This is a genomic window from Amycolatopsis sp. NPDC102522 (genome assembly GCF_055584485.1).
Genome location: NZ_JBVJLY010000016.1, coordinates 149,494 through 164,252, shown reverse-complemented (window position 1 = coordinate 164,252; position 14,759 = coordinate 149,494). Strand labels below are relative to the sequence as shown.

The 14,759-nt window shown below is 69.3% G+C and carries 14 protein-coding genes; 9 read left to right on the top strand and 5 right to left on the bottom strand.

Features of this window, described 5'->3' with window-relative positions:
• Positions 1-23 precede the first annotated feature (23 nt).
• On the bottom strand, positions 24-908 hold the full coding sequence (locus tag ACZ6YV_RS30835) for a sortase (RefSeq protein WP_465512942.1): 885 nt from the start codon (positions 906-908) through the stop codon (positions 24-26).
• Positions 905-3,265 carry a hypothetical protein gene (locus ACZ6YV_RS30830; protein WP_465512941.1) on the bottom strand — a complete coding sequence of 787 codons (2,361 nt, stop codon included), beginning with the start codon at positions 3,263-3,265 and terminating at the stop codon, positions 905-907. The genes ACZ6YV_RS30835 and ACZ6YV_RS30830 overlap by 4 nt, the downstream gene beginning before the upstream one ends.
• A gap of 197 nt (positions 3,266-3,462) precedes the next feature.
• Between ACZ6YV_RS30830 and pstC the strand changes: the two genes are divergently transcribed.
• The 5 genes from pstC to ACZ6YV_RS30805 all read left to right on the top strand — a co-directional run bounded on the left by pstC (position 3,463) and on the right by ACZ6YV_RS30805 (position 8,777).
• Positions 3,463-4,452 (top strand): phosphate ABC transporter permease subunit PstC, encoded by a 990-nt coding sequence (gene pstC, locus ACZ6YV_RS30825; RefSeq protein WP_465512940.1) that lies wholly within the window; start codon positions 3,463-3,465, stop codon positions 4,450-4,452.
• Positions 4,449-5,585, top strand: coding sequence for a phosphate ABC transporter permease PstA (gene pstA, locus ACZ6YV_RS30820; RefSeq protein WP_465512939.1), 1,137 nt, complete (start codon positions 4,449-4,451; stop codon positions 5,583-5,585). The genes pstC and pstA overlap by 4 nt, the downstream gene beginning before the upstream one ends.
• Before the next feature lie 41 nt (positions 5,586-5,626).
• Positions 5,627-6,427, top strand: a complete 801-nt coding sequence (locus ACZ6YV_RS30815; RefSeq protein ID WP_465512964.1) for a phosphate ABC transporter ATP-binding protein — start codon at positions 5,627-5,629, stop codon at positions 6,425-6,427.
• Positions 6,424-7,965: a substrate-binding domain-containing protein gene (locus tag ACZ6YV_RS30810; protein ID WP_465512938.1), complete on the top strand. Its 1,542-nt coding sequence runs from the start codon at positions 6,424-6,426 to the stop codon at positions 7,963-7,965. Before ACZ6YV_RS30815 ends, ACZ6YV_RS30810 begins: the two co-directional genes overlap by 4 nt.
• 218 nt (positions 7,966-8,183) lie before the next feature.
• On the top strand, positions 8,184-8,777 hold the full coding sequence (locus tag ACZ6YV_RS30805; protein WP_465512937.1) for a hypothetical protein: 594 nt from the start codon (positions 8,184-8,186) through the stop codon (positions 8,775-8,777).
• Positions 8,778-8,801: 24 nt separating this feature from the next.
• On the opposite strand, the gene ACZ6YV_RS30800 is transcribed toward ACZ6YV_RS30805, so the two are convergent.
• Positions 8,802-9,713, bottom strand: a complete 912-nt coding sequence (locus ACZ6YV_RS30800) for an NADP-dependent oxidoreductase (protein ID WP_465512936.1) — start codon at positions 9,711-9,713, stop codon at positions 8,802-8,804.
• A 100-nt stretch (positions 9,714-9,813) separates the two neighbouring features.
• On the opposite strand from ACZ6YV_RS30800, the gene ACZ6YV_RS30795 reads away from it, so the two are divergent.
• Complete coding sequence (locus ACZ6YV_RS30795; RefSeq protein ID WP_465512935.1) at positions 9,814-10,275, top strand: GNAT family N-acetyltransferase; 462 nt, start codon at positions 9,814-9,816, stop codon at positions 10,273-10,275.
• Here the strand turns inward: ACZ6YV_RS30795 and ACZ6YV_RS30790 are convergent.
• A complete protein-coding gene (locus ACZ6YV_RS30790) occupies positions 10,253-11,206 on the bottom strand; it encodes a helix-turn-helix transcriptional regulator (protein WP_465512934.1) in 954 nt (317 codons plus the stop codon). The two genes, ACZ6YV_RS30795 and ACZ6YV_RS30790, sit on opposite strands and share 23 nt — an antisense overlap.
• A gap of 63 nt (positions 11,207-11,269) precedes the next feature.
• Here ACZ6YV_RS30790 and ACZ6YV_RS30785 point away from each other — a divergent pair, with 63 nt between their 5' ends.
• From ACZ6YV_RS30785 to ACZ6YV_RS30775, 3 genes are all read left to right on the top strand, one after another.
• The gene (locus ACZ6YV_RS30785; protein ID WP_465512933.1) at positions 11,270-12,403 is read left to right on the top strand and encodes an epoxide hydrolase family protein; all 1,134 of its coding nucleotides are present in this window, start codon (positions 11,270-11,272) and stop codon (positions 12,401-12,403) included.
• On the top strand, positions 12,403-13,488 hold the full coding sequence (locus ACZ6YV_RS30780) for a winged helix DNA-binding domain-containing protein (RefSeq protein WP_465512932.1): 1,086 nt from the start codon (positions 12,403-12,405) through the stop codon (positions 13,486-13,488). The genes ACZ6YV_RS30785 and ACZ6YV_RS30780 overlap by 1 nt, the downstream gene beginning before the upstream one ends.
• Before the next feature lie 76 nt (positions 13,489-13,564).
• Positions 13,565-13,864, top strand: a complete 300-nt coding sequence (locus ACZ6YV_RS30775) for a hypothetical protein (protein ID WP_465512931.1) — start codon at positions 13,565-13,567, stop codon at positions 13,862-13,864.
• Between the two features lie 14 nt (positions 13,865-13,878).
• Here the strand turns inward: ACZ6YV_RS30775 and ACZ6YV_RS30770 are convergent, their stop codons facing one another.
• Positions 13,879-14,649 (bottom strand): FHA domain-containing protein, encoded by a 771-nt coding sequence (locus tag ACZ6YV_RS30770; RefSeq protein ID WP_465512930.1) that lies wholly within the window; start codon positions 14,647-14,649, stop codon positions 13,879-13,881.
• Between the last annotated feature and the right edge of the window lie 110 nt (positions 14,650-14,759).

The following is a 14,759-nucleotide window of genomic DNA, read 5'->3' as shown; positions in this document are numbered from 1 at the left end:
TCCGAAAAGACCGAAATCCTGGATTACGCCCAGGCCGGGAACAATCGCCAAAGCGCCAAGGCCGCGAGCGCACCCATCGTGAGCAGCACCGGCCCGGTGATGACGTAGGTCGAAACCGGACGCCACCGGCGATAAAGGAATGTCGCCCCGGCCGCCGCCGCCACGAAACCACCGAAGGCCAGCACCAGCCCGGCCCACGCGGCGCCGTCGCCGGTCCGGCCGTCCTGCGCGTCCGCCCGGCCGTTCTGCGGAGCGGGCCGGAACGGTCTCCCTTCCAGGACCGCGGTCACCACCGTCGCCTCCTCCGAGGCCAGCGGCCACCAGGACGCCGACGTCACCAGGGTCAGCCGGTCGTTCTGGGTCTTGCCGTAGTCGGCCCCCTCGTCCAGCGGCCTGGTCGCCGTCTCCGTCACCCGATAGACGGACTTGCCCTGCGTCGTCGCCACGACGATCTCGTCACCCGGCCGCAGGGCGTCGAGCGAACCGAACGGGCCGCCATACCCGGCGTTGCGGCCGGCGATCACGGCGTTGCCCGGCTGGCCGAGCCCCGCGGTTCCCGGCACGTGACCGGGGCCGGACGCGGTCTCACTGCTCGACGCGCCCTCGACGACGACCTGCCGCACCTTGAGGGCGGGGATCTCCAGGACGGCCACGGGCTTGCCGAACTCGACCGGTTTGCCCGGCGGCGCGGCCCCGAACAGGCTCTGGCTCGCGCCCAGCGCCACCCCGATCTCACCCCGGATCTCGGTCAGCGCCTTCCGCTGGTCACCCGACTGCAGCATCGGGCCCAGCGCGTAGACGACCAGCGCCAGCGCCACCAGGGTGGTGACCAGCCAGGCGAACACGACCGCGCCGATCCAGCCGGGGCCGAACCGCAGGAACTGCCTTTCTTCGACCTCGACGCTCACGCCACGCCACCCGACGCCCTACGGCGCAGCAGACCGATCAGCACCGCCAGCGCCCTGGTCAACCACGCGGGCACCGGCCGCCCGGCCGCGACATACGCCGTCGCGGACGGCAGGGTCGCCAGGATCACCAACGCCACCAAGGGAATCAGGGCGCCGAGAGCACCGGCGCCTGCGAACTTCGGGATGTCGATGGACTCGGCGAGGTTCTTCGCCGCCCGCACGCTTTCCGGGGTCGGGGCGACCGCGGGAACGGCTCCGGTGGCGGCCGCCACCGGAGCCGATGCCGGCGAACCCTGTCCTCCGGAAGGTCCACCCGGCGACGGGTTGGAAGCGGGCGTGACACCGTTCGCTCCCGGCGGGGGCGGGTTCTTCGCCGCTTCCTTTTCCTCGCAAGCCTTTTCGGGGGTGCCGGTGCCGATCTTGGCGATCCGCTCGGCGGCCGTGGCGGCCAGGGCGGGGCTCAACCGGGCCATGCCGGGCGGAAGCAGCGTCTGTCCGTAGCCCGCCGCGAGACCGGCGAACGCCTTCAGCTGATCCTGCTTCTCCTTCATCGGCTTGCAGGTCGCGTCGATCAGCGGGTTGACCGGGACGGCCATGTACTCGACGAAGGTGAGCGGGTACGCGCCGTCCTTGGCCACGGTGCCGGTCTCGGCCGTTCCGTCGGGGCCGATCTTCATCGCATCGGCCGCCGCCTGCAGGCTCTGCTCGGTCGGCGCGACGAAAGCGCCCTTGCCGTCCGGGAGCGCCACCGGCGTCCAGCGGTTGACCGTCGCCGTCGCGAGATCGGTGATAACCCAGTTCAGGCAGCCCCCGGCGCAATCACCGCCCCGGCCCGCCACGGCGTTGTCCACGGTCTTGCGCACCGACAGCTGGCCGGTCTTCGCGTCGACGTTGTGCACCTGCGAACTGCCGGGGTCGAGCACGCTCAGATCCGAGATCACCCCGGGGGTCTTCCCGTCCAGGGCACCGAAGTACTCCTTGCCGAGCGCCGGGAAGACCCACTCCTTCGGCGCGGTCGCGGCGAGCACCTTGCTCAGGGCGAGCGGGATCGTCCCCGGTCCCGTTTCCCCGGTCACGCCGAAGAAGTCGGGGTTTCCCCCGTACCCGGCCCGGCGGTTCACCGCGATCACCCCGGCGGGCTGGCCGTCCTTGATGGCCGAGAGCGCGGGATTGCGCTCGACCAGGGGCGAACCGTTCTTGAAGATGCCGCCCCGGCCGGCTGCGTCGGGGTTCTGCCCGCCCTTGGTGAACATGTTCGCCAGCTCGGCGGTGGTGAACGACATCGTGCCTGCGAGCTTCGAGCCGAGGGGGTTGCCTTCGTCGTTGACGTCGGTCGGGGACCAGCCGACAGCGGCGATCACGGTCGCGTTGACCCCGACGGGGACGTACTCCCTGGACCGGACGGTCTGCGCGGCCAGCGCGTTCCCGCTGCCGGTGATCATGAGATCGGAGGCGCCCTTGTCGAACGCGGTCAGCCCGGTGTCCTCGGTCTCGCTCACGATGTTGGTGGGCTGGTCGGCCTTCGTGGGGGCGCACAGCGCCTGGTTCCAGGCGACCGCGGCCCGGCCGAGCCGTTCCGGCATGCTGGCGTCGAGGGTGTTCCGGCCGATCCCCTTGCAGCCCTTGACCCCGATGCCCGGCAGGTACGGGGTGAACTTGATCGAGTCGTCGACCCAGGTCACCGTCTTGCCCGCGGTGTCCTGCGCGGTGATCTGGATCGTGACGCTGCACGGATTGTTCTCGTCGCAGGTGAAGGAGAACTGCCTTCTGCTTTTCGCGCCGGTCACCGGATCGACGACCACGGGATTGTCCGCCCACGGGACCTTGGGGAATTTGTCCCCGGGATTCACCGCTTTTTCATAAGTGGTGTAGAGCGGATCCCAGGCCACCGGATGCGGCCGCAAGGTTCCGCGCGGGATCGTCGTGTCGAAGACGATGTCACCGGTCGTGCTGCTCCGCACCCGTTCCATCGACTGCATTCCCGCGTTCTTCCCGGCGAATTCGTCGCCGAACTCGTCTTGGCAGTACGAGGTCACCCTGGTCAGCAGCGTGCTGTCCTTCGGCCACGGCGGGACGTAGACCTTCTTCATCAAATTGTCCGGCACGTCTTTCGGGCAGATGACGAGTTTCGCCCTCGCCCCCTTGGGCAAGCCCGAAAGCGTGATCCGCAGCGGGTCGCCGTTCTGGACCGCCGAAAGATCGGCGGGTTCGGTCTTGAGCCGGTACACCGGATCGGCGGGCGGCTGCGCCCGAGCGGCGGGAACGGACACCCCCGCGACCGCCAGGAGCCCGCAGATCAGCACGAACCCGACTCGTCTTGCGCGGACCAGGAACACGGACGACTCCCCAGATTTCACGGGACCCAACGTCCCCGAATCACCCGTTCGGGGTCAACGGGCCGGGACCGTATGCCCGCACTGATTCACAAACGCCCCGTCGGGCGTTCTCCGCGTGGACACCTTTCCCCGTCGCGGGCACCACATACTGGCCGCATCGAGGGGCGACGTGGTGTGCCCTGAACTCCTTTACCTGCCAACACGAAGGAAGGCCGCTCGTGACCATCGCGCCACCCCGGCCAGACCCGGCCCCACCCGGAACCCCGGTGCGGCGGGCGATCACCGAAGTCCTGTCGCGGGCCGACCGCGCGTTCCGCCGGGTCACCACCGGCGCCGGGCTGACCATGCTGGCGATCCTCGTGGTCATCGGCTTCTTCCTCGTCTACCGGTCGGGGCCGGCGTTCGACACGAGCGGTTTCGGGTTCTTCACCACCATCCGGTTCGATCCGGCCTCGGGTGTGCTCGGTGTACTCGGCCTGCTCTTCGGGACGATCGTGGTCGCGCTGATCGCGGTCCTGATCGCGGTCCCGCTGAGCATCCTGGCCGCGCTGTTCATCACCGAGTACTCCAGCGGGCGGATCCGCGGCTTCCTGACCGGGCTGGTCGACCTGCTCGCCGCGATCCCGAGCCTGCTCTACGGCCTGTGGGGGTTCGCCTTCCTCGGCCCGCAGATCGTGCCGATCTCGTTGTGGCTGACCGAAAACCTCGGCTGGTTCCCGCCGTTCTCGGCCAAGGAGAACGCGCTGTACATCCAGTCGATGTTCATCGCGGGCCTGGTGGTCTCGCTCATGGTCCTCCCCATCACGACGTCGGTGATCCGGGAGGTGTTCGCGCAGACGCCGGCCGGTGAGAAGGAGGCGGCGCTCGCGCTGGGCAGCACCCGCTGGGGCATGGTCAAAACCGTCATGCTGCCGTTCGGCCGGGGCGGGATCATCGGCGGCTCGATGCTCGGCCTCGGCCGAGCGCTCGGCGAGACGATCGCCGTTTCCCTGCTGCTGCCACAGGTTCCGGAGATCACGCAACACGTCCTCCAGTTCGGCGGCGCGACGATCTCCGGGTTCATCGCCAACAACTCCGGCGCGTCCGGGCTCGCGCTGTCCGGGCTGATGGCGGCGGGCCTGGTGCTGTTCGTGTTCACGCTGGCGACGAACTTCACCGCGTCGGTGATCATCTCCAAGAGCCGTTCGGGCGCGGGGGTGGACGCGTGACCACGATCCTGACTCCCCCTGTCGCGCCCGCCCCGCGCAAGCTCGTCAGACGGCGTCCTTCGGAGACCACCAGGCAGGATCGGCTCGCGGCGCTCGGCTGCGCGGTGTCGGCCACGCTGCTCACCTGGTTCGTCATGCACTTGCTGCTGGACTCCCCTGGCCGGCTGGCCGACCTGATCGTCGCGTACCTGCTCTACCTGACGATGCTCTACCTGGTCACCCGCGACAGGCTGGGCAGGCTCGCGGCGTCGGACCGGCTCGTTTCCACCGTCGTCGTCACCGGGGCGCTCGTCCTGCTCGCCCCGCTGCTGTCGCTGCTGATCTACATCGTCGCCGAAGGCGCGCCGTACCTGCGTCTGGAGTTCTTCACGCATGACATGTCCACGGTCGCGCCGACCGATCCGGTCACCGCCACCGGAGGGCTGCACGCGATCGTCGGCACCCTCGAACAGACGGCGTTGACCCTGGTCCTCGTCGTCCCGCTGGGCGTGCTCACCGCGGTGTTCCTGAACGAGACGCGCTCCCGGTTCCGGCGTCCGGTGCGGATCATGGTCGACGCGATGAGCGGGCTTCCGTCCATTGTGGCCGGTCTGTTCGTCTACGCGGCACTGATCATCCCCGGCATCCAAGCCGGTGTGGGTTTGTTCAGCTACAACGGGATGATGGCCACGCTGGCCTTGACCATGGTCATGCTGCCGACCGTGACGCGGACCGTGGACGTGGTGCTCCGCCTCGTCCCGGACGGCCTGCGCGAGGCGTCGCTGGCGCTCGGCGCGAGCCGGGCCCGCACGGTGTGGTCCGTGGTGCTGCCGACGGCGCGGACCGGGGTGACGACCGCCGTGATCCTCGGCATCGCCCGGGTGGCGGGCGAGACCGCGCCGCTGCTGTTCACGTCGTTCGGCGCGCTCGGGATGAACGCCAACCCGTTCTCCGATCCGCAGGAGAGCATCCCGCTGTTCATCTACCGGTTCATCAAACAGCCGCTGGAGAACGTCCAGCAACGCGGTTACGTCGGCGCGCTCGTGCTGATCCTGCTCATCTTCGCCCTGTTCGCGATCGCCCGTGTGGTGGGCCGCGACCGGTCGAAGCGGAAGGCCAAGAGAACCACCGTGAAGACACAGGAGAACCGGTGACCGACACTGAAGTGTCCTACGTGGACAGTCCGGCGCGCCCGCTGGTCGAGCTGACCGGTGGCCCGCCGCCCGGCGCGGCGGACCTCGAATCCCGTGAGATCGGCGCCTGGTTCGGTGACCGCCTGGTACTCGAAGGGGTTTCGCTGCGGATGCCCGCCAAGGAGGTCACCGCGCTCATCGGCCCGTCCGGCTGCGGCAAGTCGACCTTCCTGCGGATCCTCAACCGCATGCACGAACTGGTGCCGTCGGCGTCGCTGACCGGCGAGGTCCTGTTGGACGGCAAGGACATCTACGCCGACGGGACGCGTCCGCAGCAGGTCCGGCTGCGCATCGGCATGGTGTTCCAGAAGCCGAACCCGTTCCCGGCGATGTCCATCCGCGACAACGTGCTGGCCGGGTTGAAACTCGCCGGCGTCAAATGCGGAGACAAGGACGCGCTCGTCGAACAGAGCCTGGAGCGGGCCGGGCTGTGGCGCGAGGTCCGCGACAGGCTGAGCTCCCCCGGCGGCGCGCTGTCCGGCGGGCAGCAGCAGCGGCTCTGCATCGCGCGGTCGCTCGCCGTGCAGCCGAACGTGCTGCTGATGGACGAGCCCTGTTCCGCGCTCGACCCGACGTCGACCCGGCGGATCGAGCAGACGATCGCCGAGATCGGGCACGAGGTGACGGTCGTCATCGTCACGCACAACATGCAGCAGGCCCAACGGGTTTCGGACCACTGCGCGTTCTTCCTCGCGGCCGAGAACGAGCCCGGCCGGGTGATCGAACACGGCCCGACGGACACCATCTTCAACGCGCCGTCGGACGAACGCACCCACGACTACGTGAACGGGCGATTCGGATGATCCGCCGGCTGGCCGCGCTGGGCGGGGTCACGGTGTTGCTGTCGCTGGCTGTCACTCCCGGAGCGGCGGCGCTCACCCCGGTCACCGGCTCCGGGTCCAGTTATGTCGGCCCGGCGATGAACGACTGGCAGAACGGCGCGAAGTCGCGCGGTATCCCGGTCAACTACTCGGCCAACAACTCGCCCGCCGGGGTCAACCAGTTCGGCGACCGGACGGTCGACTTCGCCGGGACCGAGGCCGAAGTCTCGTCACTCGTCGCGGCGGGCGCCGGTGGCTTGTCCGCGCAGACCCGCGGCTACCAGTACGTCCCGGACGTCGCCGGCGCGATCGCCCTGATGTACAACGTCAACGACCAGGCCGGGAACCGCGTCGACTACCTGCACCTCAGCCGGGAGGTGATCGGCCGGATCTTCAGCCGGGACATCACCCGCTGGAGCGATCCGGCCATCACCGCGACCAACGGCGGGAAGGCGTTGCCGGATCAGCCCATCACCCTGGTCGGCCGGACCAGCCAATCGGGCACGACGGCGCTGTTCTACGACTTCATCGCGAACGCGGCACCCGATGCCTACAACCGGTTCGTCTCGCGCAACGTCGGGAACGGGATGGGGAACCTGCCCGCGGGCGTCCGCCCCATCCAGCTTCCCGGGCAGGGTCCGGACGCCGAGTGGTATCGGCTGCTCGCGGACTCCGACCAGATCGCCAAGGCCATCAGCAAGGCGACCATCCCCTTCTCCATCGCCTACGACGAGTTCGCCTACGCCCAGCTCTACAAGGTGCCGGCGGCGTGGGTGCAGAACGGCGCGGGCCAGTACACGCAGCCGTACGCGGAGAACATCGCGGCCGCGTTGAAGCACGCGGAACTGCGGCCGGACCTGAGCCAGAAACTGGACAGGGTCTACTCGAACACCGATCCGAAGTCGTATCCGATTTCGGCGTACTCGTACGTCATGATGCCGTGCACCAACGGTCGCGACACCTGCCGCGGCGGCTACGGCGACCAGGGCAAGACCGACACGATCACCGCGTTCCTGGAGCACGTCGCCTGCGACGGCCAGGTCAACATGGCCCGGGTCGGCTACTCGCCGCTGCCGCCGAACCTGTCGCAGGAGATCATGAACTCCAACGCGCGGCTCACCGGGCAACCGGCGAAGCGGCTGAACGCGGACAACTGCGGCAACCCGACCTTCCACGGCAGCCTCGGCGCCGACGCGGCCAGCCCGCCCGACCCGCTGGTGACCGCCGGGATCATCAACCCCGATGGGAAACCCAAGGTCGATCCGGGGGCGGCGGGTCCCAGCGCTTCCGCCGGGCCCAGCGCGGGTCCGGCCAGTGGCGACAAGACCGCGACCGCGACGGCGGGCCCCGACGACGAATCGGCGGGCGGCGGCTCGAAGAACTGGCGAGAGGCCTCACCGGCGGCCTACGACGACGGCGGGTTCGGCGGCTTCGGAGGCTGGGCGGCGCTGGTGCTCTTCGTGGCGATCGTGGCGCCTTTGGCGGTGCGCGGGGTGATCCGGAAGCTGCGGGCCTCCTAGCGCCTCGTGAGTGGCAAGTGTCGTTTCTAGTGAGGGGTCTTGTCGGCCGCGGTGAAGGGGACCTCAGATGCCCCCAATGTGGCATTGGGGACACTCACCGTCCCCAATGCCACATTGGGCGCACACCTCACTTGACGCGCCCGGATCCGTCGGCGTAACACCGCGCACAGATCGGACGAGTTCTTCCCGCAAGTTCCACCACCAAGCGGGAGAGCACCATGTACATCCCACCCGAACCGTCCGCATACCCGGCAAAGCCCCGACGCTGGCCTTGGATCCTCGGCGCCGTCATCGCCGTGGCCGCACTCTCGACGACCTTGGTTCTCGTACTGCTCGGCAACGAACGCGCCGAGCCCGCGAGTGCGTCGAAGTCGACCTCGTCACCTTGCAAGAGCAAGGATCTGAAACCGCCATGCCAAGGTGTCAACGGCTGGGTGCTGGCGGACGGCTCCTACGAAAGCACCACGCGCGCGACCTCGCCCGCATACGTGGCGCCGACGACGACCAGCCTGCCGCCGCTCGCCCCCGACGATTTCACCCTGGAGCCGAAGACCCATTCCAAACAATGTTTCGGTTCCGCCGGATGCGTCTGGGTCGTCGAACCCGCCGTAACCTACAAGGGCACCCCGGAGGCCATGCTGAGCCACGGAATGTGCTCGATGACCTACGAAATCACCGGGGACAAGTCCGGTACGATCACCGACACACTGACCTTTATCGGAACGAGCGTGACCATGCACCGCTCTGTACTTTCGACGCCGTCCTCGAAGACCAAAGTGACCGTCAAGATCGTCAGCGTTTCCTGCCCCTGACCGGAGCAGGAAACGCCACGAGACCTACGGGAAGGTCAGCACGACCTTTCCGCGCCCGTGCCCGGTCTCGATCTCCCGATGCGCCGCCGCGGCCTCGGCGAACGGGTACGTCCGCCGCACCAGGAAGCGCAGCTCCCCCTTGGCGTACAACGACGCCAGCATCCCCAGCCGCTCGGCCGACCGCGTGCCGGTGACCATGCGCGCCCCCGCCTCGGGCGCGCGGGCGTGATCGACCAGGGTGAGCACGCGGTCCGGATTCCCGACCAGCTCCAGCGACAGGTCGAAGGCGACCCCGCCCGCCCCGTCCAGCGCGGCGTCGACACCGGACGGCGCGAGGGCACGCACCCGGTCGGCGAGGCCGTCGCCGTAGACCAGCGGTTCGGCGCCGAGGGAGCGGACGTAGTCCTGGTTCGCCTCGCTCGCCGTCCCGATCACGCGCGCGCCGCGCAGCACGGCGAGCTGGACGGCGGCGGTGCCCACCGAGCCCGCCGCCCCGTGGATCAGCAGCGTCTCGCCCCGGACGATCCGCAGGGAGTCCAGCGCCAGGTACGCCGTCTGCGTCCCCGCCGTGAAGCCGCCCGCGACCTCCCACGGCATTTCCGGCGGCTTCGGCGTGACGTTCTCCGCGGGCACCACGATGTACTCGGCGTAAGCCTGGACGACGGTGAAGCCGAGCACCTCGGCCCCCGCGACGAGGCCGGTAACCCCGGAACCGACCTCGTCGACGACCCCGGCGAACTCGTTCCCCGGGACACGCGGCCAACGCAGCTCGAGCCCCGCGGGTTCCCAGCCCGCCCGCACGGCCGCGTCGTACGGCTGCACCCCCGCCGCCTTCACCCGCACCCGGACCTCTCCCGCCCCGGCGTGCGGCTCCTCCAGTTCCAGCACCCGGAGTACTTCCGGGCCACCCGCTTCCGTGAACGCGGCCGCTTTCATCTCGTTCCTCCAGTTCGTTCCCCAGCTGACGGAACCCAGCCTGATATCTCCACTTAACTGGAGGTCAAGAACTGTCGGTGTGACGTTCTAAGCTTCGAGAGTGACGAGCTACCGCATCTCCAGGGCAAGCGCTTCCGACGCCGGGCGGGTGACAGCGCTGTTGCGCGAGTCGGCCGCCTATCAGGGGGAGTACGCGTCGATTCTCGAGGACTACCGGGTCACCGAGGACTACCTCGCCACCCATCCCTCGTTCGTCGCCCACGCTCAGCGGGACGTGATCGGCTTCTACAGCCTGATCGAGTACCCGGCCGAGCTGGACCTGTTGTTCGTCGCCGATTCGGCACAGGGCACGGGGATCGGCGCGTGGCTGGTCGAGCATCTGCTCGGGCAGGCCGCGGACCTCGGCATGACCGAGATCCGCGTCGTCTCCCACCCGCCCGCCACCGGGTTCTACGAGCGGATGGGCGCGCGCCGGGTCGGCGTCGTGCCGCCCAGCCCGCCGAAGATCACCTGGGAGCGCCCGGAACTGGTCTTCGACGTCAAGCGTCCACCGCGCGGCTGAACCGGTCGATCAGTTTGCGCAGGTGGCCGGCGAATTCCGGTGAGTCGACGACGTCGAAGTCGGTGTCGAGCAGGCCGAGGTAGAGCGCGAGGTAGTCCAGCGTGTCCGCACCGGCCTTGAGCAGGCAGGTCCGCTCGTCGACGGCTTCGACCACGACGGCGGGCGGCACCTTGGCCGCGACCGCGGCGGCCGAGGCATGCACCCGGATCGTCACGTGGTGCCGCCACAGCGCCGAGCCCACGCCTCGCTGCAGGTAGGCGACGACGCCGCCTTCGGGTGGTTCGCGCTGCTCGAAGCGTCGTCCGTTAGGGGTACGCGGCCGCACCCGATCCGCGCGGAAAGTGCGCCAATCCTGCCTCTCGACGTCCCAGCCGACGAGGTACCACCGGCGGCTCATGTGCACGACGCGATGCGGCTCGACCTGCCGCCGCGTCTCGGATCCGTTGTGCCCCACGTAATCGAACCGCAGTTTCTCGCTGTCACGGCAGGCGTTGGCGATGACCGTGAGCACTTCGGCTTCGACGGTCGGGCCGCTGCCCCGCACCGCCAGCGTCGCGGAATTCAGCGCCTCGACGCGGCGGCGCAGCCGCGAGGGCAGCACCTGTTCCAGCTTCGCCAGCGCGCGCACCGACGTCTCCTCGATCCCCGCGATCGTGCCGCCCGCGGCCGTGCGCAAGCCCACCGCCACCGCGACGGCCTCCTCGTCGTCGAGCAGCAGCGGCGGCATGGCCGCGCCCGCCCCCAGGGTGTAGCCACCCGAGACACCCGGGGTGGCGTCGACCGGATAGCCGAGTCCGCGCAACCGCTCGACGTCGTTCCGGATGGTCCTGGTCGTGACGTCGAGCCTGCCCGCCAGTTCCGGGCCGGTCCAAACGCGTCTCGCCTGCATCAGCGACAGGAGCCGCAGCAGTCTTGCCGAAGTTTCCGCCATGGATTCCACCTTGTCCGCAATCGCGGAACGAACCTTTCCGCAATTGTTCCTAACGTAGCCCCCATGACCGAAATCAAGCCCTTCCGCATCGCCATCGACCAGGCCGACCTGGACGACCTCAAAGACCGCCTGAACCGCACCCGCTGGCCGCGCGAGGTCACCGGCGACTGGAGCCGGGGCGTCCCCGTCTCGTATCTCAAGGGGCTGGCCGAGTACTGGGCCGACGGCTTCGACTGGCGGGCGCAGGAGGCGACGCTGAACGAGATCCCGCAGTTCACCACCGAGATCGACGGCCAGACCATCCACTTCCTGCACGTTCGCGCCGCCGCCCCGGACGCGCTGCCGGTGATCCTCACGCACGGCTGGCCGAGTTCGCCCTTCGAATTCCGCGAGCTCATCGACTCGCTGGGCGGCGAGTTCCACCTCGTCATCCCGTCCCTGCCCGGCTACGGCTTCTCGACGTCAGGAGGTCCCGGCTGGGGCAACCTGTTCCGCGTCGCCCAGGCGTGGACCACCTTGATGGACCGCCTCGGCTACGAACGCTTCGGCGTCCACGGCACCGACGCGGGTGCCGGGGTCGCGGGCATCCTGGGGATGATCGCGCCGCACCGCGTGGCCGGCGTGCACCTGACCGGCACCGGCGCCGCCATGCCGCTCGGCCCCGCCCTGGACCTCGACGGGCTGTCCGGCAAGGACCGTGACCGGGCCGAACAGTTCAACCAGCGGCAGCTCGACGGGTTCGGCTACCTGCACCTTCAGTCGACCAGGCCGCAGACGCTGGCGTACTCGCTGAACGACTCCCCCACCGGCCAGCTCGCGTGGATCGTGGAGAAGTTCGCCGAATGGACCGACCCGGCCAAGAAGCTGCCGGAGGACGCCGTCGACCTGGATCATCTGCTGGCGTCGGTGAGCCTGTTCTGGTTCACCGGCTCGGGCGCGTCGTCGGCGCACGCGGTGTACGAAGGCATGCAGGTCTACCGGCAAATGTCGCAGGGCGGCTGGGACAGCGACGGCGAAACACCCGCCGGTCCGCCGCGCGGCATCGCCGTCTTCGCCGGGGACACCACGATCCGGTGCCTCCAAGACGGCCCGGTGGAGCACTGGACCGAGCATGACGCTGGTGGCCATTTCCCGGCGATGGAGGTCCCCGACCTGCTCGCCGAAGACCTCCGCGCCTTCTTTCACGAGCACCGCTGATGACGACGGAGATCTTGAACCCGCGAGCGCTCAACCGCGCGACCCTGGCCCGGCAACTCCTGCTGGAGCGCTCCGAGCTGTCCGCCGTCAGCGCGATCAAGCAGCTGGCCGGACTCCAGGCGCAAGCGCCCGACGCTTCCTACGTCGGCCTTTGGTCGCGGCTGCGGGGCTTCCAAACGGACGATCTGGCGAAACCGCTGGCCGCCCGCGAGGTCGTCCGGTCGACGCTGATGCGGGGAACGGTGCATCTCGTGACGGCCGAAGACGGCCTCGCGCTGTGGCCGACCATCAAACCGGTGGTCGAACGCGGTTTCCGCGGCCACTACTCTCGGGAGATCGCCGGGCTCGACCTCGGCGAGATCGCCGACGCGGGGCGGGCTCTGCTGGCCGAAGGTCCCCGGACCCGCGTCGAAATCCGGGCCACGCTGGCCGCCCGCTGGCCCGGCATCGATCCCGCCACCCTCGGCTACGCGGTCGGCGGGCTTCTCCCGCTGGCGCACGTGACACCGCGTGGCCTGTGGGGACAGACCGGCCCGGCCGCGTATTCACTGCTCGAAGACTGGGTCGGCGCACGGATCACCGAAGGGATCCCCCTCGACGACCTGGTGCTGCGCTATCTCGCGGCGTTCGGCCCGGCGACCGTCCGCGACGCGCAGGTCTGGTCGGGACTGACCAGGCTGAAGGAGGTCTTCGAACGTCTCCGGCCGCGGCTGCGGACCTTCACCGACGGCGCGGGAAAAGAACTGTTCGACCTCCCGGACGCGCCTCGGCCCGACGCGGAAACCCCGGCGCCACCCCGGTTCCTGCCCGAGTACGACAACGTCCTGCTCTCCCACGCCGACCGCGCGCGGGTGATCCCGGACGGTCGCCGCGTGCCACTGCCACCGGGTAACGGCGGCCGCCGGGGCACGCTGCTGGTCGACGGTGAATTCCTGGCCATTTGGGCGATCAAAGGGGCGACACTGACGATCGAATCGCGGGAACCGTTGCGAGATCAGGATTCGATCGCCGAAGAGGGGGCACGGTTGCTGGAATTCGTGGTGCCGGCGCAGAGCCACGACGTACGTTTCGGTATCGGCGGATAACGGTCCGGCCTTTTGCCGTAACGAAGGGCGGCGTTCGGGCGAAGCAAGGCCACAAGGAGCCTGAAGGGAGCGGGCCATGACCAGGAACTATGGATTCTTGACGGTGCTGGCGGGGCTGAGCGCGCTCGCGGTCATCACGGTCGCGGCGGTCATGCGGTATCCGAACACGACGGACGTCACGCCGGTGATCACCGCGGCGGGAACGGTGATCGGCACGGTGGTGGGCGCCTTCTTCGGCGTGAACGCGGCGTCGGCGGGGCGGATGAAGGCCGAAGAAAGCCGGGATCAGGCCACGGCGGCTCTGGTGAAGGTGGCCACCAAGGCGGACGAGGACAGCGACGTCGCCAAGGCGGCGTTGGAAGGCGTGGGCCCGTAGTCCACTATGGACATTCAGCCGAGCGCGTCGAGCAGGCCGAGATCCGGCGGGACGAGGGTGGTGGAGAGCACCAGCTCCCGCAACAGGTTGTCGTTCAAGGCGTTGCCGACCGGCTCGCCGACCTCTTCGCGCCGCAGGCCGTAAACGCCGCCGGCGGACAGGCGGGCCCGGACGTCGATGACGACATGCTCGACCCGGCGGCTGGTCCACGTCTCGTCGGGGCGGAGTTCGGCGAGCACCTCGGCCGTCTGCTGACGGGACAACGGCTGCGGGTTGAGGTCGTGCAGGAGATAGCGCTGGCCGAACACCACCAGGACCAGCCGTTCGTCCGCGCTGAGGCGCCAGCGGCGGGGCGGCACGGTGACATCGTCGTGCCGGGTGGCGGGCTGCCCGCCGTCGGGACCGGCGACGTACAACTCGAGCAGATGCTCCCGCCTGCCCGAGCCGCGGACGAACAACGGCGTGTAACCATCCGACAGGGGGATCGGCTCCTCGCCGAGGGACAGCCAACGGGAGTTCGGCAGGCGGATGGGCAGCTGGCCGGTGTTGCTGACCCACCACTGCCCGCCGGTGAAGTTCAACAGGCCGTGCCTGCGGCTGACCTGCAGGTCGTTCTCCCCCACACAGACGTCGACCTGCGGCCGATTACGTCCGAAGGAGATCTCGCCACCCTCGCCGGGGTCGACGGACACGCCGCCCGCGAGCGTCAGCGCGAACACCGCGCCGGGGGCCGACCGGGGCACGCCGAGCGCCAGGCTTTCGTGCGCCGTCGTGAGCCGCTTCATCCGTGCCTCCTCCTGTCCCCCGGAAGTATGCGGGACGCTGCTGGGGAGGGGTCCCGGCGCCTTACGGCTGTTCGTCCGGCGGCCTGATGTCGCGTTCGTCAGTACCTTGG

Bases quoted from the DNA above. Each gene is read 5' to 3' on its own strand.
- ACZ6YV_RS30790 (WP_465512934.1), bottom strand. From the start codon at position 11,206: ATGGCGGAAACTTCGGCAAGACTGCTGCGGCTCCTGTCGCTGATGCAG.
- ACZ6YV_RS30800 (WP_465512936.1), bottom strand. From the start codon at position 9,713: ATGAAAGCGGCCGCGTTCACGGAAGCGGGTGGCCCGGAAGTACTCCGG.
- ACZ6YV_RS30775 (WP_465512931.1), top strand. From the start codon at position 13,565: ATGACCAGGAACTATGGATTCTTGACGGTGCTGGCGGGGCTGAGCGCG.
- ACZ6YV_RS30780 (WP_465512932.1), top strand. From the start codon at position 12,403: ATGACGACGGAGATCTTGAACCCGCGAGCGCTCAACCGCGCGACCCTG.
- ACZ6YV_RS30810 (WP_465512938.1), top strand. From the start codon at position 6,424: ATGATCCGCCGGCTGGCCGCGCTGGGCGGGGTCACGGTGTTGCTGTCG.
- ACZ6YV_RS30785 (WP_465512933.1), top strand. From the start codon at position 11,270: ATGACCGAAATCAAGCCCTTCCGCATCGCCATCGACCAGGCCGACCTG.
- ACZ6YV_RS30805 (WP_465512937.1), top strand. From the start codon at position 8,184: ATGTACATCCCACCCGAACCGTCCGCATACCCGGCAAAGCCCCGACGC.
- ACZ6YV_RS30770 (WP_465512930.1), bottom strand. From the start codon at position 14,649: ATGAAGCGGCTCACGACGGCGCACGAAAGCCTGGCGCTCGGCGTGCCC.